This window comes from Parabacteroides sp. PH5-46, from assembly GCF_029892785.1.
Lineage (GTDB): Bacteria > Bacteroidota > Bacteroidia > Bacteroidales > Tannerellaceae > DFXE01.
In genome coordinates this window covers 201,801-220,090 of sequence record NZ_JARXXA010000002.1, presented here as the reverse complement: position 1 = coordinate 220,090, position 18,290 = coordinate 201,801, and the positions used below count along the sequence as shown (strand labels likewise).

The following is an 18,290-nucleotide window of genomic DNA, read 5'->3' as shown; positions in this document are numbered from 1 at the left end:
CAGAAAGAAATAATAAAGAGACAGCTTCTATTGTTGTGCATCAGCGCACAAGAAACGTGCGGTGTCGCACACACTAAATAAGATTGTAAAAGCGCTCCCTTGGTTTTCCTCGCTTTGTACATGTATTTCCGCATCATGCAGCTTGACGATTTCACGCGAGATACTCAGGCCAATGCCATTCCCATTCTTTTTCGTGCTGAAAAAAGGGATGAAGATGTTGTTACGAATGTCATCAGGAATACCAAAGCCATTGTCTGCTACAGTTATAAAAGGATGCCCTTCTGTATCGCTTCCGGAAAAGAGATGTATCTCCGGATGTTCTTTGCCGTTGACAGCATTGGTCGCATTGGTAATAAAATTGATGATAACCTGCTCTATAAGGTCCCGGTCTATATACGCTGCTACATCCGGATTATCTGTCTTCAGCCCGAAACTGATCCCTTTTTGTTGCAGAGAGGGATTCATCAGAAAATACACCGCATTTATCAACTCATAAAGATTATGCAGTTTCATATTAGGTACAATCTTCTGGGTTAAGTTTTGATAGGTTTCGGCAAAGCTTAGTAAGCCTGCACTCCGCCTGTGGATGGTATCCAAGGCAAATTCCATATCTTCCCAATCCGGATTAGATAGATCGGAGGCTGTTTCTTTGAATGTGTGTATTTTCTTTCTGAGCGTATCTGAGAGTGAAGTAACAGGGACTATAGAATTCATTATTTCATGGGTCATTACGTTAAGTAATCCCTTCCAGGCGCCCGACTCCACTTCCTCCATCGTGGCGCTTACGTTGTGAAAGGCTATGAGCTTATACGTTTTCCCTTCGGTTTCAAAAATGGAAGCATTAGTCATCGTTTTGATCGTTTGCTTCTGGGCATGAATAGTCATCAGGATGCTCTTATTTAGCGGAATATCCGACAATTCCCGAAAGAGTCTTTCGTTCTGCCTTTTTAGCCAGTTTATATTTTTAATATGCGGAATATTAAGCATTGTAGCAAAAGCATCATTCATCCACAATGTTTCATGTGTTTCAATATCATAGGCTAGAATCCCGGTATCAACCAATTCAAGTATTTTTTTCAGATAGTGTTGCTGGGCTTCTTTCTCACTAACCAGATCCAGAAAGGCTTTCGTAATGACATTAAATTGCGTATATAGCTTTTGGTTTTTTCCTTTTTTCTCAGGATATCTCCGTGAGAAATCTTTGTAAATGATTGCTTCGGAAAAATCGTCAATATCCCTATATATTTTTCTTTGTGAGCAGATTAAATATACCAGGAGTAGTATAATAATTATGGATAATACAATGATCATAGTCCGTATTTTTCTAAGCGGCGGTATAAAGCCCCCCGGGTTAATCCCAGTTCTTTGGCCGCTTGTGATATGTTTCCATTATGTTTTTGAACCGCTTGTTCTATGGCTGTTCTTTCCAGGTCTTCCAGGTTATGGGTTGGTATAGATTGCTTAGCTTCTGTCTGTTGTTCAATGGGAGAAAAGGTTATATCTTCCGCTCTTAATACGTCACTATCAGCCATAATTACACCTCGTTCTATGGTGTATTGCAGCTCGCGCACGTTTCCGGGATAGTGATAGAGCATCAGTTTCTTTCGGGCAGAGTCGGAAAGACTGAGCTTTTGCTTGAAATACTTTTTTCCATATATCTCGAGGAAATGTTTGGCCAGCAGAAGGATGTCGGAGCCACGTTCGCGAAGGGGTGGCACGGTTATCTCTACCGTATTAATCCGATAGATCAGGTCTTTGCGGAAACGTTCCTCATTGGCCAATTCCCGCAAGGGTAAATTTGTGGCAGAAATTAAGCGGATATCTACAGGGGTTGGCGTATTAGCTCCCAGGCGGGTTATCTCCCGGTTTTGCAATACGGTCAGCAGTTTGGCTTGCTGTTGCAGGTTGATATTCCCGATTTCATCGAGGAAAAGTGTTCCTTTATCAGCCGATTCTATCAAGCCTTTGCGATCTTCCCGCGCATCGGTGAACGCTCCTTTTTTGTGTCCGAAAAGCTCACTCTCAAAAAGTGTTTCGGTCAGAGAGCCTACATCTACCTTTACGAACAGATCATCTCTGCGCAAGGATGACTGATAAATAGAACGAGCTACCAGGTCTTTCCCCGTCCCATTTTCTCCAAGGATTAATACGTTGGCATCGGTAGGAGCAATCTTTTGTAATTTGTGAAACAAAAGTCGCATACATTCCGATTCTCCTACAATTTCCACATTTGGTTTCTTTCGAGTGATCCGTTCTTTAATTCCGGCAGGTGTCTGTTTTTGAAGTGTCTCCGAAAGAACATTCAACAAATGTTCATTATGCCAGGGCTTGACGATAAAGTCGGCTGCCCCCTCTTTCAGGCTTTTGACCGCCAGATCAATGTCCGCATAGGCAGTGATCATAATAACCGTCAGAAAAGACCTCCACTTCTTTATTTCTTTTAGCCAGAACAATCCCTCATTGCCGGTATTGACAGAGCTTTTGAAGTTCATATCGAGTAAAATGAGATCGATACTCTTCTCCGTAATCAGTTTTTGGATATTTTCGGGGTTTGTTTCCGTCAGAATCTCCTTTACCTCCATCTTTAAAAGAAAACGTACAGCTGTCAGTATATCTTTATCATCATCTACAATGAGTATAGTTGCCTGATGTAAATTCATGTTCTTTATATTGTTAAACGAACAGTACTTAAATAAACTGATTGTAAATATATCAAGAATAATTCAGAGAACAAAAAGCGTCCGGAAATGGACAATTTGTGTCTGCCAGTGGACACCTTAATCATCTTCCGGATTTATTAAAACGATAATTAACAACACATTAATCAACTGGCACAAGACTTGCCCTTGAATGTGTACACTATTCATAAAATACTTAATGACATGATTAAAATAACAGACTTGAGAAAGGTTTACAGAACGGACGAAATAGAAACAATCGCGTTAGACAATATGTCCCTTCACATCAAAGAACATGAGTTTGTAGCTATTATGGGGCCGTCAGGATGTGGCAAATCTACTTTACTGAATATTCTGGGATTGATTGATGAACCTACGTCCGGCTCTTATCTTTTTAACGACAAAGAAGTTAGCCACCTAAACGAGAACAAACGATGCGATTTACGGAAAGAGTATGTCGGGTTTGTTTTCCAGAGCTTCAACCTGATAGAGGAGCTTACTGTATTCGAAAACATTGAGTTGCCTTTGCTATATGGAGGAGTAAAGATATCCGAGCGAAAACAAAAGGTGGAAGAAGCCTTGAAAAGCGTTCAGCTCAGCCATCGCCGGAATCATTATCCTTCCCAACTTTCCGGAGGGCAGCAACAACGTGTAGCCATCGCCCGCGCCATCGTTAACGAACCGAAACTGATTCTGGCGGATGAGCCGACAGGTAATCTGGACAGTAAAAACGGCATGGAAGTTATGGACTTGCTAACTACCTTGAACGATGCCGGAACTACTATTATCATGGTAACGCACAGTGCACACGATGCCCGCTATAGCAACCGCATCATCCACATGTTGGATGGAAAGCCGATAACAGAAAACTTCCTGAAAGAATTAGCTTACACCGCAAACTAAAAGAGTATGTTTAGACATTATTTAAAAATAGCTTTCCGCAATATATGGAAGCACAAAACACAATCGCTGACTGCCATATTTGGGTTGGCGTTTGCTATAGCCTGCTTCGTTCCTGCCCTTTACTGGTTTCGCTACGAAACATCGTACGACAGTTTTTATCCCGATGCGGAACATATATATCGCATCCATGTTATTGAAGAGCAATCGGGTAAAGTTAACGAACTAGTACCAGGAGTTTTAAGTAATAAACTGCATGAACACTTTCCGGGAACGGAAAATTCGACATACTTTATTTCCGAGATAAATAATTGTAAAACCGAGCATGTACCACACATCGGACTACGTACTTTAATAACCGACAGTAGTTTCTTCCGTGTTTTTAAGCAGGAATTTGTTAGCGGCGATGCTATGCAGCCATTGCACATAATGAACAACATTGTTCTCACCGAAAGTATGGCCATAGGCTTGTTCGGTGATGTGGAAAAAGCTATCGGGCAACAGATCCAAAGCACATTTTATTTTTTCAGTGATCCTTATACAGTTACAGCTGTAGTAAAAGATCCGCCGTCTAATACTAATCTTCCGTTTGATGCTCTTCTTTTAAACGATTACCTGCTGTCTATGCTAGGTGCACCAGAAGAGTATCAATGGATAGAATGCACTGTACAATTGTACGTGAAGCTACATTCTCAGACAGATGCAGAGAATCTGGCTGAACAAATACGTGATCTTCCCTCGCAATTGAATGCAAAACCTAGTTATGAAGTGCGGATGGTGCCGGTAAGTGATGTGCGCCACCAGCTAAACTCTGATATTCCTTTTACTATGAATTTCATACAGTTATTCGTCGCAGCCGGAATATTATTATTATTCAGTGCAATATTCAACTTCCTGAATTTGCATCTCAACCTTTTCCATCAGCGTAATCGCGAATTACACCAACGCGCAGTACATGGAGCTAAAAGCAAACAACTTATTTCGCAGATGCTATTCGAACTTACCTGTTCAATCCTCTTGGCATTGCTGATTGGTGGTTGCCTTGTCCTCTTTGCCCGTCCTGTATTCTCCAAGTTACTAGACCTAGCCATAGAGAGATGGCCACTGATACAGCTCTTTATTATTTGCGGAGTAAGTGTAACGGTATTGGTACTATCCCTAGGCTTTATTATTTTCTGGCGGTTAAAACATTTGGCGTTACAGCCTCTATCAAAAGGAAAAACGACAGGTAAACCACTGTTGAAAGGGATAGCTGTTACCCTGCAACTTGCCGTCAGCATCGTATTCATTATTGCAACATTGGTCGTAATGATGCAAATACAGTTTGTTAATCATAAAGATCTGGGATTCAATCGTAGCGGAACCATACAGTTGCACGGTTTACCCCCTTATATGCAAAATAACGTACGGACAGCCCTGATACAAGAACTTCAAACCATTCCGCAAATCAGGAACATCAGTAGAAGTAATTTCATCCCTCAACACCATGCCAACACTATGGAAATGACCAACATTGTGGAGTGGCCCGGTAAATTGAAAGATGATAATCCTACATTTAATATCATCCCTACCGACCAGCATTTTTCCGAAATATTTGGCTTAAAAATGCTTGCCGGAGAATGGTATAAAGAGGGTGGAGGACAGAATGTTGTTCTCAATGAAGAAGCTGTCCGGGTGATGGGGCTTAAGGATCCGATAGGCACCAATCTCCGCATCTCTATTTATAATATTGATATGGAGATTGCTAAACAGGAATACGATGTAGAATACAAAGTGGTAGGGGTAGTAAATGATTTTCATACTTTATCGCTCCGAAGCCGCATTCATCCAACCATCTTCAGATACATTCCTACGCCTAAATCCAGGATGGTAGACAACAATATTCTATATATCAGCGTAACACCCGGACAAGAGCAGGAAGCAATAGAGCGGATAGCCGCTATCCTACCCAATGTTGATCCTTCGTTTGCCGACCTCAAACTAACAACACTCGACAACTTGTATGATAATTTCAATCATTCGGAACAGGTAGGACTAAAGATGTTTTCCGTATTAGCAATGATTTGCCTGCTTATTTCGCTATTCGGTATTTATGCCGTAGCTTCGGCTTCTACACAGCGCCGCCGCAAGGAGATAGCCATCCGCAAAGTAGTAGGTGCCAAAGCCAGTGATATCATTCGCATTTTCTTCCGCGAATACAGCTTGCAGGTGATTATTGCCAGTGTTTTTGCACTTCCGCTGGCTTACCTTGCTATGAGTCGCTGGCTGCAAGGATATGCCTATCGCACAGATATTCCCTGGTGGTTGCTGGCAGGGGTGATGATAGGAGTAGTTGCAGTAGTACTGCTTACGGTATTGGGACAAGTGCTGAGAGCAGCAAGGAGTAATCCTGCCGAAGTAGTAAAAAGCGAATAATAATCACACGCATGCAATCTGTAAAACGCACCCATGCAATTTTAAAAACGCATGGGTGCTTTTTTTCAAACGCATGCATGCGTTTTAGAAAGAGGCACAATCATCTAATTTCTAGCTAATTGTATTTGTTAGCGATTTCTGGCAAGAAGGTGAAAAGAGAAAGTACCGTTTACTTTCTTCCATTCAAGTAAGTATGGACCATATGGAAATACCATCCGGTCGGACTCCCATTCCTTCTCCATCTTATCGTATAGAATACCCGAGAAGTTCAACAGATAATCATAATTATCCCAGTTATAGCGATTTATCACTAACTCTTCGGGGATAACAGGCTCATTGCTGTCAAAAACAAGTGGATCAGCCGTCAAGTAGTTCTTACTTGCACAGCCGGTAAGGCAAAACGATATCGCCAACAAATACAGTAGCTGAAAGTGTTTTTTATTTTTCATAGTTTTACTTTTTAATATTGCGTTAATAAATCCTTAGGCTCTATAGGTATTATGCCAAATATATTAAAAAATATTGAACTATGCAACAAAAATTAATAAAAAACACTATGTATTTTCTTATAAATGAACAATAAAACCTATGCTTAACGTATTCGTACCTAGATTTAGCCCTGATACATCATCAAACACATGATCCCTGTAGCCCAGAAAGCCATAGCGAGCTAGAAAAGAGATGCGCTCATTGGCCCTTATCTGTATGCCCGGCATGAGAACAATCCCAAAGCCGACATCACCCTCGCTCACAGAGAGTTCGGGTCTGCCATCCAGAAATAAACTAAAAAGACCTTTGCGATAAAAGGTGTACTGGGCATAAGGCGTAAAAGAAAAAGCACTGGTGCTATTCATGTGCGTAAACGACACAACCCCTGCTACCGCCCACTTTTCATTTATGTTATAGCCGAATTCAGGTGCAATATTAACATACGTACCTATCTCAGGATAATCCAGAATAGCAATTGATCCGCCCAAATACCTTTGTGCCGATAGACTTAAAGATGCTAATGAGATGAGAAGGAATAAAACTGTCTTTTTCATAATAGAGATGTTTTTATGTTTACTTAATTAAATTAACACAATAATAGGTCTTTTTTTCAATAAACAAACTTGTGCGAATGCGCACATACAATGCATCTATATTCTCTATACATTTGTTATCAGACAAAGATATCACGACATGAAGAAAGGAAAATTACTGATAATAGATGACAATGAAGATGTGCTTTTTGCATTGAAGCTGCTGCTGGAGCCTTTTGTAGAGCAAATCAAAGTAACTACCCAACCCGAGAGGATAGAGCATTTCATAAACATATTCAGGCCGGGTGTTATCCTGCTGGATATGAACTTTAAGAAAGATGCTATCAGCGGACAGGAGGGCTTCTTTTGGCTCGAAAAAATAAAACAGGCAGACCCTGAAGCTGTTGTCCTCTTCATTACGGCTTATGCCGATACGGAAAAGGCCGTGCGTGCCATCAAAGCCGGAGCTACCGACTTTATCCCCAAGCCCTGGGAGAAAGAGAAATTGCTGGCTACCCTCTCGGCTGCCTTCCAACTGCGTGAAAGTCGTGAAGAAGTACATACCCTAAGGCAACAGGTAAGCAGTCTTAGTCTGCAAGAAGATACGAGCTTCGATATCATCGGTGAAAGCGATGCCATGCAGGAGATCTTTGCTACTATCGAAAAGCTTGGCAATACCGATGCCAATATTCTTATCCTCGGAGAAAACGGCACCGGCAAAGACCTTATAGCACGCGCCCTTTATCATCATTCGCCAAGAAGCAATAAGATATTTACAAGCATAGACCTGGGAAGCATTCCTGAGCAACTATTCGAGAGCGAACTCTTCGGCTACGAAAAAGGAGCCTTTACCGATGCCAGAAAAGACAAGCCGGGACGTTTTGAAATAGCCTCTGGAGGCACCTTATTTCTCGATGAAATCGGCAATCTGAGTCTTCCCATGCAGGCAAAACTCCTAACCGTAATAGAGAAACACCAGATCAGTCGGCTGGGCAGTACCCGCATCATCCCCATCGATGTAAGGCTCATCATGGCTACCAATGCCAACATACATCAAATGGTAGCCGAAGGAACATTCCGCCAAGATTTGCTGTATCGCATTAATACTATAGAAATACAGGTTCCCCCTCTTCGCGAGCGGGGGAATGATATCATCCTGCTTGCCGGGCATTTCCTTACACGCTATGCCCGCAAATACGGCAAACAGCCGAAGCAGAGAACGAAGCCTGGCAGAAGCTGATCCGCGTACTGACACACGAAATCATGAACTCTATCGCCCCTATCATTTCCTTGTCTGAAACCGTAAGCGAACGTGCCGCTCAGAACGGAGTGAATGAGAAAGACTATAAAATCATGCTACAAGCCGTTGAAGCTATCCATCGCCGGAGCAAAGGATTACTGGATTTTGTACAGAACTACCGGCAATTGACGAAAATACCGGAGCCTGTTAAAACTACCTTCGCCGTTCGTGAACTGTTCAATAGCCTCAAAGGTTTGTTTTCGTCGGACAGAATCACTTTTAGCTACTCCATCGAACCACAAAATCTGCAACTTAATGCCGACCGCCTGCTGATAGAACAAGTACTCATCAATCTGATTAAAAATGCCATAGAAGCAACAGAAGATAAAGCAACCCCCGAAATAATGATAAAAGCGTTCAAGGAAAACGGGCTCCCCATCATCAGCGTGTCTGATAATGGAAACGGCATTGTTTCCGAAGCAATAGATAAGGTATTCGTTCCGTTTTTTACAACGAAAAACGGAGGTTCCGGCATTGGTTTAAGTATCTGCCGACAGATCATTAACCGACATGGGGGAAGTATATCCGTTCGCTCTGAAACTGAAAAGGGAACTACATTCAAGCTGCAGTTCCCTCATACACGTACAATTATTTCCTGATTATTGCAGGAAGGATTCGATTTTCTTTTTCAATTCTCCGGCTTTAATAGGCTTGGAGACATAGGCGTCGAAGCCACTTTCCAGCACCTGCTGTTCGTCTTCGGCAAAGGCAAAGGCTGTAACGGCGATGATGGGTATCTGCGTGTCGGTCTTTCTAATCTCTTGTGTTGCTTCATAGCCATCCATAATCGGCATCTTTATGTCCATCAGGATCAAATCGGGAAAATACTTATGATACAGTTCTACCGCTTCCCTTCCATTGCGAGCATACAGCAAATGGTATTCTTTCAGCATCGCGCTAAATAGCACATAATTACTTTCGTTATCTTCTGCTATTAACAAGGTTGCCTTCTTCTTATACTCATCTACATATACTACCTGACGGCTGTGCAGCTCTTTCTTTTCCGTAGAGACTAACGCATCCAGCGGTAAGGTAAACCAGAAAGTAGAGCCTTCCCCGTACTCTGAATCTACACCGATCTCACCTCCCAGACGGCTTACAATCGTATGGCAAATAGACAGTCCTAGTCCCGTACCCTGCACAAAACTATTTAGCTTGACAAAGCGTTCAAAAATAGTTTCTAGTTCTTCTTTTTTGATACCGGTACCGGTGTCTGTAACAAAGAAGTAGAGATCGTTCTCCCGAAGCTGGTATCCGAAGCTGATACTACCTTCGGTGGTAAATTTGATGGCATTGTTGATGAAGTTCGACATCACCTGAGACAAGCGATTTTTATCGGTATTGATCACACAATGCGGCAGCTTTTCGGAAAAGATCATCTTTACGTCATTGCGAGCTTTCATCCGTGAGGATTGCTCCATATCGGAGAATAATTGATTAATGTCTACATGAATATTCACAAAGTCTAAAGTACCTGCTTCAATCTTCGCCAAATCAAGGATGTCATTAATCAACTGTAGAAGCAATTCGTTGTTCGTATTTATAATGCCTACGTATTCGCTTTTTTCGTCCGGATCGTCTGTTGTGCTTAAAAGCTCAGAGAAGCCTACTATCGCATTGAGGGGTGTACGAATTTCATGGCTCATATTCGCCAGGAAGGCAGACTTGAGACGGTCTGATTCTTCGGCCTTTTCTTTTGCCTTTCTTAGCTCAAGTTCCGTCATTTTAAGAGACGTAATATCTTCTTTTTTTACTACAACTCCCAGTAATTCCTCCTTATCATCCAATATAGGATTGGCCAATACGTGAATATATTGGTCTACTACACAATATTGTACCGCCTCTGCTGTTTTCCGCGTTTTCATCGCTTTAATAAGGGTACAATCGGTGCAATACGGTTCCACTCCACCTGGTATTATGCAGCAATTGTTCTCGCCAAATTCGGGGATACACGTAAATTGCACGTTGTTCCTCCACTTAATGCTGTAGTCCGGATTGATAAAAAGAATTGATGACTGTACATTATCCATGATGATCGTATTGTCAACTTGCAAATCCATCAAACGCTCGCTCAACTTATTAGAACGATAAAAGAAATAAGCCAACATAATGAGGAATAACAGCAGAATAATCGTTACAGCCAAAAGAATCTCATATCTGTACTCTACCAAAATGCTGATATCTTCGTTCATAAGAGTCGAATCAGCAGGAAGCAGGTTCATAGGGATATTGTTTTCCTTCAGTTTATCAGCATCAAAGACATAGTAGTTAGGGAGGATTTCTGCTTTCATATCTCCCATTTTGAGATAGCCGTTCTGTACATCGATCGTTAATTTAGCCAAATCTGCCCCAAGTGTCCGGTATTGAGGGACGTATCCTCCGACTGCCCAGTGTCCCAAACCCGTAAAGGAAAGCGTAAAGGCAGGAATATAGGGATTGGCAGACATCATGGCGTATGTAGCGTTTCCGATATAATAACTCTCGTTTACATCTACACGCCAAGTTCCTAACAAGATAGCCGTTTGTGGAGGTAGATTTCCGATTTGCTCGATGATGGTGTAGATGCTGTTCTTTCTCCCGTCAAGTAAAATAAGGTCAAGATCGTCTACTTTTCGCATTTCTTTTTCCACGTGTGCCTGCAGAGCCACTCCTCCGTAACTATTATCAGTAATCAGGGCAATATGCTTTGTTTCGGGATACAATTTGCGAATCAGATCCAGATTCTTTTCTACATCATACGAATACAAATATCCGGATATATTGGGATTGGCATCCAGTAGCGTTTTCACATCAAAGCTTTCGGGCGTCCATTCCGAAAGAACCACATTTGTATCCGGCAGCAACACGGCATTTTTACTTACCATAGCGCATAAGACGGGCACCTTTCCTTTCTTTTTCGGATCAATAGAAAGGTAAGAGGACCAACCTTCCTGCCCAAGTATTATAACGATTCCAGGGAGGTTTTCCCCTGAGTATTTCGCTATAATTTCTTCCATTTTCTGTTTCCATAAAGGCGCTTCAAAAAGGCTTTTACAGTTCATATTTTCTATAACAACAGAAGACGTACCCCCTAAACGCTTATACTCATCCAAAAACTCGGATATATTTTGCTTAGTATTACGTGTGTCAGGATTATAGGAACTAACGATCAGGATTCTTTCTTCGCCGTTAATAGAATAAACCGGAGTCAAAACAAACAGAAAACACACAAGAAAAACAAGTGATAGCAAACGATTATTGTTAGAGATAATTGGCATATCATTCTTCGTTATTGATGGATATATTTCTGTACAAAATTAATCATCATTCGCAACATAACTGCAAAATATTAAAAAATATTTTGGGTATCATCTTTTGGAAACCATAAACACTTTTTTATAGCGGCAAACATTACCTTGTTTATTGTAGAGCTCGGCAAAAAACACATAAATACCGGGAGCTAAATAAGTGCCATCATACGATTTTCCATCCCAAAGGAACTGCCCAAAAGTTCCTAACAGCTCATGATTAGCAATCTCGGCAACCCTATATCCGTTAATAGTAAAGACAAACGCGCGACAATTATAGCCTGGCTGGCTTAGCTGATAACGGATTTTATAAAGACCGTCTGCCATTAAAACGGGGGCTTCTACAAAAGAAGGGATGTTCTCTTCTTTTATCATAAACTGGGAATTCTGATATCCGGGAGTGCCGTAACGGGCTTCCGATGCTGCCGACGTCCAATTTGTAGCATTCTGCGTATCTGCGTTTGGGTCAATCCGCTCCAGAGCAACTCCTTTCTGATCTTTTATGGAGGCATCATGCCATCCGGAAGAATAGGTAACTTCATCAATAACCACCTCATCTTCTACGCGAAACAAGACCAGTGTAGAAGATGTATTTGCCAAAACCGGCAAGGAGAGTTCATACACAACATCAGGAGAAAGCAGGTTGTAAAAAGGCATTACATCCTTCATACTCTTTGTCAGCAAAAGATAGCCTTCCTCCTTTAGTAAAGGGATATTTCCTGAAAGAGGATAGCGGGTACTCAGCGAACCGTTCGCTTTGCGGATTGCAATAGCCAAACCAGCAAGTGAGAGAGACCGTCCGGATCGATTATATAGTTCGATATATTCGCTTCCACCAGTATAAGGATTGGGTAAAAGCTCGTTGAAAACGACATCACCCGGCTCTATCTTCTCAATGGGTTCTTGCCTGTTGTCATCTTCTTCGTCAAAATAGAGCTCCATGGCGAGGTCTACAAGTACACCTTGCCCGTCGTACAATTCCTCCCAATAAAGGTAGTATTCCCTACCCTCTGCGATCGGCATGGGGAAAGTAGCCTTTACGATTGACTTTGTCGCTCCATAACTTACCGATGTAGATGCTCCGAGCGGATCTATGACACAAACAGCGGTTGAGATATCCACTTCTCTGTCAAAAACGAACTGCAACTCCGTCGGACTTAATTGCTCTATATCGATCAAATCGACCTTTGAATCGTTCGCAGGCACCGTTTCATCCGGAATTTCCGTTACAGATAGGTTATCTATATAGAAGTTACTTTCCCGGCTTTTTACATACCGGAATTGCAGATTAATATATGCTTTCGGAGCATAAGGAAGATATCTCATGGTATACGAGCCCTCATGCGAATAGCCCTCCTCTCCTGTTTCTTTGGTATAAAGCGACCAGGACTCACCATTTTCTAACAGCAGGCGGATTGTTACAAAGCGTCCGGCTTCCAAGCGAGATTGCCCGCTGATACATAGTTTGGGAGAACGATTCCCTTCTTGCGAATAAAGGGATATCTTTCCGGAGTTATTCCCCGCTTGAATGTAATACACGATATCATCGTCCGAATAAACATGGATTCGCAGATTATTGGAATTAGAGGATTTAAAGCCCAGCATAACATCCAACTCCCAGCTCATATTACGGCTGTATGAAAGAGGGCAAAATAAGGAAGCATCCCCGGCCTTTCCTTTAGGAGAAACAAACTGCAACTGCCCTTCCTCATTAATGGAAAACATATCTATATCACCTGTCCAAGGGTTTTCGGAAATAATTTCCGGTCCGGAGAAAGACTCTGCGAATTGCGCAAAAGCACAAAATGGAAGTAAAAGGGCTAAAAACAACAATATTTGTTTCATAGTTAAAGGGTTTTGTAATATTTTTATCTATCTTTGCGCACTATTTTCAACAAGTTTATAAAAGCATGCTGAAATGCGCATGCAAATATATACAGGTTTAATAATAAAACAAATTAATCAGCGCTTAAAATGAAAGTAGCAATTGTTGGTGTAAGTGGAGCCGTAGGACAAGAATTCCTGCGTGTACTCGACGAAAGAAATTTCCCGCTGGATGAACTTGTTCTTTTTGGTTCATCCCGTAGTGCCGGACGTGTTTATTCCTTCCGTGGTAAACAGTACACCGTGAAAGAATTAAAACACAACGACGACTTTAAGGGAATCGACGTTGCTTTTGTTTCAGCCGGCGGTGGTACATCTGTTGATTTTGCCGAAACAATCACAAAACACGGAACTGTGATGATCGACAACTCAAGTGCTTTCCGTATGGATAAGGATGTGCCATTGGTAGTGCCCGAAGTAAATGCAGAAGATGCGTTGAACCGTCCACGCGGTATCATCGCCAACCCAAATTGTACAACCATACAGATGGTTGTAGCGTTAAAAGCTATAGAGAATTTATCACATATAAAACGGGTACACGTATCTACTTATCAGGCTGCCAGCGGAGCCGGTGCCACAGCCATGGCCGAACTGGTTAAACAATACGAACAAATACTGAAAGGTGAAGAGCCTACGGTAGAGAAGTTTGCCTACCAATTAGCATACAACCTGATTCCCCAGGTAGACGTTTTCACCGAAAACGGATACACCAAAGAAGAGATGAAGATGTATAATGAAACACGCAAGATTATGCATACCGACATCGAAGTAAGCGCTACCTGCGTACGCGTACCAGTCCTTCGCGCCCATAGCGAAGTAACCTGGGTGGAAACAGAGCGCCCCATCAGCATAGAAGAGGCTCGTAAAGCATTTGCCGAAGCCGACGGAATCATCTTACAAGACGAACCGAGCAACAAAGAATACCCGATGCCACTGTTCGTAGCAGACAAAGAACCTGTCTATGTAGGACGCATCCGCAAAGACCTGACAAACCCGAACGGACTCACATTCTGGACCGTAAGTGACCAAATCAAGAAAGGTGCTGCCCTGAATGCCGTCCAAATCGCAGAATATCTTATCAAGGTGAAAAATATCTAACCACAAAGGATTATTCATCTTAAAAGGTTATCCCAAAAAGGATAGCCTTTTTTCATTTAACACATATCCCGATTAAAATACTAATAAACAGGAAGTTTCGTTTGTTTTTCTAGCGTAAAACTAAAAGTTTCACCTGGGTGAGAATTTTTTCTCATGCCGTTGAGAAAAAGTTCTCATGCGGGTGAGAAAAAATTCTCATCGGCATGAAACTTTTACTTCACCCGATAAACTATCACTCTTGCGTTTGCTTCGATGTGGATGGTGAATGTATCGCCTAGCGCTTCGTTTAAAGAGCCTTGCCACCAAGAGATTATACGGCGATTTGTTATGGGCCAGCGCAGACCTTCGGTCGTTATTTTGCCTTCGGGGTAGAGGGCGAAGAGGGAGACTTGCTGTCCCGGTCGGCTTTCAAAGGTGGTTGTTTCTTGTATGGGGGTGAACAGGCCGTAATCCGTGAGCATTTCTACCTGGTCTAGCTCTTCGATATAATCGGCCAGTAATGAGATATTTCCTATGGTATGATCTTCACGCAGACCTGTCGCGCCGACAATCAAAACCGCCTTTTCACCGAGTCGGCAAGCCAATTGAACGGCTTTTGTCAGGTCGTTTGTCTCCTGTCCCTTATCTTCGTGGATTCGGTCGGCATATCGTTGCTTTAATTCGTTTGGAATACTATCCATGTCGCCAATGATAGCCGAAGGGGTAAAGTCCCGCGTATGGAGTGCTTCTACCGCCCCGTCGCAGGCGATGATAACAGAAGCTTCCCTCAGCCTTTCCAACGCGTATGAAGAGGTTGGAAAGCTCCCGTTAGCCACAATTACACAGTTATATTGTTTCTGCATTTACTTTTGTTCCTTTCTTTATCCAGGTATATAAGCCCAATAGCGACAACAAGGCATAGCAAAGATAAAGAAACATTGTGGGATACAAATCCCGTAGATAATAAATATAAATGGAGACAGCATTCGCCACAATCCAGAAATACCAATGTTCAATGATACGCCGCGCCAGCATCCAGGTAGCCACAATCCCCACGGCTGTAGTAAAAGCATCGCCCAGAGGTACCGGAGAATCGGTGAAATGGGACAAAACATAATAAATCGCTCCAAAAGCTCCTCCCGTTAAAGCAAGCAAGCCCAATAACAGAGGCAAGCCGGCATGCCGGTAAATCACCCCCCGACCCCCTGAAGGGGGGGGTGAAGAAGTTTCTTCCGTCTGCCCCCCCTTTAGGGGGTTGGGGGGTGCCATCCACAGCCAAAAGCCATACACGCTAATTAACACATAATAAACCTGCAACCCCATATCAGCATATATCTTGGCAAAGAAAAAGACAAAGACATACACCAGAGAAGTAACAAACCCCACTACCCACATGACCGGATGCTGCTTCACCTCCAGTATCATGTATATCAAACCCGTTATAACGCCAAAGTATTCTAACACTTTTTTAATTATAAATTGTTAATTATTAATCATTCACCATTTATAATTAACAATTAATACTTAAACGTGATTCTTGCCATTGCATTTGTGCCGGCTTGGGTGAAGTAGCCGTCATCTTTCTTACGAACGCCTTCTTCTATATAGGAATACACCCAGGCGTTTGTTTCGTATTTCTCGTTGAAAAGGTTATTTACCGTTACATCTACAGCCACTTCCTTCATGAACTTTAGTTTGAAAACATAGCCTACGCGCAGATTGTTCACAAAGTAGGCGTCTATCGAGCGGTCTTTGTCGGACGTATTATCCGCATACTGCCGACTGACATACTGTGAATTGAAACTGGCGGAGAAGCCTTTCCAGGAGAAGTCGAACATGCTATTAGCTATTACATCCGGTGAAAAGGCGATATGAGTTGTTCCCAGATAGTTGGTAGCTTGTTCGCCGGTATCCCAATTGTCGATAAATTCGACAAAATTCTTGATCCTGTTGCGGCTTAATGTCAGATTAGCATTCCAGTCCAGCCAAGGGGTAATGCTTACTCCTCCGGTTAGTTCTACTCCCATCCGGTAGCTGTCTTTGATATTGGTGGTAAGCGCCTCGCCTATCTCGCTGATCTTGCCCGAAAGGATCAACTGGTTATCATAATCCATATAATAGAGATTGGCTCCTACATGGAAGTTTGCCCTCCGATAGCTATAGCCCGCTTCGTAGTCGTACAGGGTTTCATGAGTGGGATGTTCGTTGACTCCTGCCTCTGTGAAGTTATCCCGGCTCGGCTCCCGGTTGGCTATAGAGAAGGATACAAAGGCATTATGCCCCTCGCGGTTATAATTCAGCCCCAGCTTGGGATTGAAGAAGTTCCAGTTTTTATCGATATCCACATGGTCGCCCGCTTTGTCGTCACTTCCTTTGATGGTGTAATCTATCCCACGGTATTGCAGGTCTACATATCCATTCAAAGACGGATGGAACAGCCAGTTGGCTTTCACGTATGAGCTGTAATCGAGCTTCTCGCCTCTGTTCCGGTAATATTCGTAATCTGGAGAAGGCAAGGTATTAGCTGCTTTCGTCCACATCACCCGTCCGAAATGGTCGCATACATAGTTATTTACAGCTCCTCCTATGGTTAGCTGTAAGCGATCATTCCGGTAGTTTGCGCTATAAATGCCTCCGTAGAAATCACTCTCCAACCACTTCCGGCGTACCAGGTCTGTTTTCTTTACAGTATTTCCTTCCGGGTCGATGTAGTTTTCCAACTTATAGCTGGCAAACTTCGCTCCCCCCTTATAATCTTCATAGTAACCATTTCCGGGGGTATAGTGCAAAGTCAGGTTCATATCCCAATTGCTGCCCAGGCGTTGGCTGGCAATCAGATGATAATGCTCCTGCCAATAGTTGTCTGTTTGGTTATTATAAAACTTTTCCACTCCGTTTTCTTCGTATTTACCGCAAGGGTTATACGTTCGGTTGCCTGTTTTCAACAGATGCGACGGCACCCCGTTCCATGCCTGATAAGTCTTTTCCGAACTGCCGAAGGTTTGAAACTTAAGCAACGTTTGATCGCCATACCAGGCAGCAGAAATATAATACGAACTCATTTTAGCCGAAGCCCGGTCGATAAAGCCATCACTCCGGATATCCGAATAGCGGGCATCAAACACAAAGTGATCGTACAGCAAACCCGTTCCGCCCTTCGCCATATGCTTCACCGTCCCGAAGGAACCGGCTGACAAACTATACTCTCCATACGGTTCCATCGACGGATTTTCCGTTTGCATCGATACGGTAGCCCCAAAGGCCGCTGCTCCGTTGGTAGAAGTTCCTACCCCCCTCTGTATCTGTATATTCTGCACCGAAGAGGCAAAATCAGGCATATTCACCCAAAACACCGTATGCGACTCGGCATCATTCACTGGCACACCATTTACCGTAATATTGATACGATTGGCGTCCGTTCCACGGATACGGAAACCGGAATAACCGATACCTGTTCCTGCATCGGAAGTCATAATAACAGAGGGGGTTTGGGCAATCAGGGAAGGAATCCCCTGCCCGTCGTTCCGTTTCGAAAGCTCATCTTTTGAGATGTCGCTATAGGCAACAGGCGTTCCTTTTACTGCTTTGGTGGCAGTAATCACTACTTCATTCAGCGAAATGTCTTTTGTTACTTTAAGAGAATCTACCGGCTGTTCATCGCCGTACATGGCAGCCGGCATCAACAACATGGCTACCCCAATTAAACATACACTTTTCATCCTTAGTC

Annotated in this window: 12 protein-coding genes and 2 pseudogenes; 5 read left to right on the top strand and 9 right to left on the bottom strand. The window is 42.8% G+C overall.

Annotated elements, in window-relative coordinates; translation table 11 throughout:
• Window positions 1-27: 27 nt before the first annotated feature.
• Together M2470_RS02755 and M2470_RS02750 are read right to left on the bottom strand one after the other, a co-directional pair.
• Complete coding sequence (locus tag M2470_RS02755; protein WP_280743501.1) at window positions 28-1,311, bottom strand: ATP-binding protein; 1,284 nt, start codon at window positions 1,309-1,311, stop codon at window positions 28-30.
• Window positions 1,308-2,660: a sigma-54 dependent transcriptional regulator gene (locus tag M2470_RS02750; protein WP_280743502.1), complete on the bottom strand. Its 1,353-nt coding sequence runs from the start codon at window positions 2,658-2,660 to the stop codon at window positions 1,308-1,310. Before M2470_RS02750 ends, M2470_RS02755 begins: the two co-directional genes overlap by 4 nt.
• A gap of 222 nt (window positions 2,661-2,882) precedes the next feature.
• On the opposite strand from M2470_RS02750, the gene M2470_RS02745 reads away from it, so the two are divergent.
• Entirely contained in the window at window positions 2,883-3,581 is a 699-nt protein-coding gene (locus M2470_RS02745; RefSeq protein WP_280743503.1) for an ABC transporter ATP-binding protein, read from the top strand.
• 6 nt (window positions 3,582-3,587) lie between these two features.
• Window positions 3,588-5,993, top strand: a complete 2,406-nt coding sequence (locus M2470_RS02740) for an ABC transporter permease (protein ID WP_280743504.1) — start codon at window positions 3,588-3,590, stop codon at window positions 5,991-5,993.
• A gap of 128 nt (window positions 5,994-6,121) precedes the next feature.
• Here M2470_RS02740 and M2470_RS02735 read toward each other — a convergent pair whose 3' ends face one another.
• Together M2470_RS02735 and M2470_RS02730 are read right to left on the bottom strand one after the other, a co-directional pair.
• Complete coding sequence (locus tag M2470_RS02735; protein ID WP_280743505.1) at window positions 6,122-6,442, bottom strand: hypothetical protein; 321 nt, start codon at window positions 6,440-6,442, stop codon at window positions 6,122-6,124.
• Between the two features lie 117 nt (window positions 6,443-6,559).
• Window positions 6,560-7,036: an outer membrane beta-barrel protein gene (locus M2470_RS02730; RefSeq protein WP_280743506.1), complete on the bottom strand. Its 477-nt coding sequence runs from the start codon at window positions 7,034-7,036 to the stop codon at window positions 6,560-6,562.
• 139 nt (window positions 7,037-7,175) lie between these two features.
• Here M2470_RS02730 and M2470_RS02725 point away from each other — a divergent pair.
• Both M2470_RS02725 and M2470_RS02720 read left to right on the top strand, forming a co-directional pair.
• A pseudogene (locus tag M2470_RS02725) lies at window positions 7,176-8,219 on the top strand (sigma-54 dependent transcriptional regulator); the annotation flags it as partial.
• 2 nt (window positions 8,220-8,221) lie between these two features.
• Window positions 8,222-8,914: pseudogene (locus M2470_RS02720) on the top strand (HAMP domain-containing sensor histidine kinase); the annotation flags it as partial.
• Here M2470_RS02720 and M2470_RS02715 read toward each other — a convergent pair.
• Window positions 8,915-11,572 (bottom strand): ATP-binding protein, encoded by a 2,658-nt coding sequence (locus M2470_RS02715; protein WP_280743508.1) that lies wholly within the window; start codon window positions 11,570-11,572, stop codon window positions 8,915-8,917. It abuts the pseudogene before it with no gap.
• Window positions 11,573-11,662: 90 nt separating this feature from the next.
• Window positions 11,663-13,447: a lamin tail domain-containing protein gene (locus M2470_RS02710; protein ID WP_280743509.1), complete on the bottom strand. Its 1,785-nt coding sequence runs from the start codon at window positions 13,445-13,447 to the stop codon at window positions 11,663-11,665.
• Window positions 13,448-13,576: 129 nt separating this feature from the next.
• Between M2470_RS02710 and M2470_RS02705 the strand changes: the two genes are divergently transcribed.
• On the top strand, window positions 13,577-14,584 hold the full coding sequence (locus M2470_RS02705) for an aspartate-semialdehyde dehydrogenase (protein ID WP_280743510.1): 1,008 nt from the start codon (window positions 13,577-13,579) through the stop codon (window positions 14,582-14,584).
• Window positions 14,585-14,796: 212 nt separating this feature from the next.
• Here the strand turns inward: M2470_RS02705 and M2470_RS02700 are convergent, their stop codons facing one another.
• Genes M2470_RS02700 through M2470_RS02690 form a run of 3 tightly spaced genes read right to left on the bottom strand, consistent with a single transcriptional unit; the run spans window position 14,797 to window position 18,252 of the window.
• Window positions 14,797-15,426 (bottom strand): thiamine diphosphokinase, encoded by a 630-nt coding sequence (locus M2470_RS02700; RefSeq protein WP_280743511.1) that lies wholly within the window; start codon window positions 15,424-15,426, stop codon window positions 14,797-14,799.
• Entirely contained in the window at window positions 15,410-16,036 is a 627-nt protein-coding gene (pnuC, locus tag M2470_RS02695; RefSeq protein ID WP_280743659.1) for a nicotinamide riboside transporter PnuC, read from the bottom strand. The genes M2470_RS02700 and pnuC overlap by 17 nt, the downstream gene beginning before the upstream one ends.
• A 44-nt stretch (window positions 16,037-16,080) precedes the next feature.
• The gene (locus M2470_RS02690) at window positions 16,081-18,252 is read right to left on the bottom strand and encodes a TonB-dependent receptor plug domain-containing protein (RefSeq protein ID WP_280743660.1); all 2,172 of its coding nucleotides are present in this window, start codon (window positions 18,250-18,252) and stop codon (window positions 16,081-16,083) included.
• Between the last annotated feature and the right edge of the window lie 38 nt (window positions 18,253-18,290).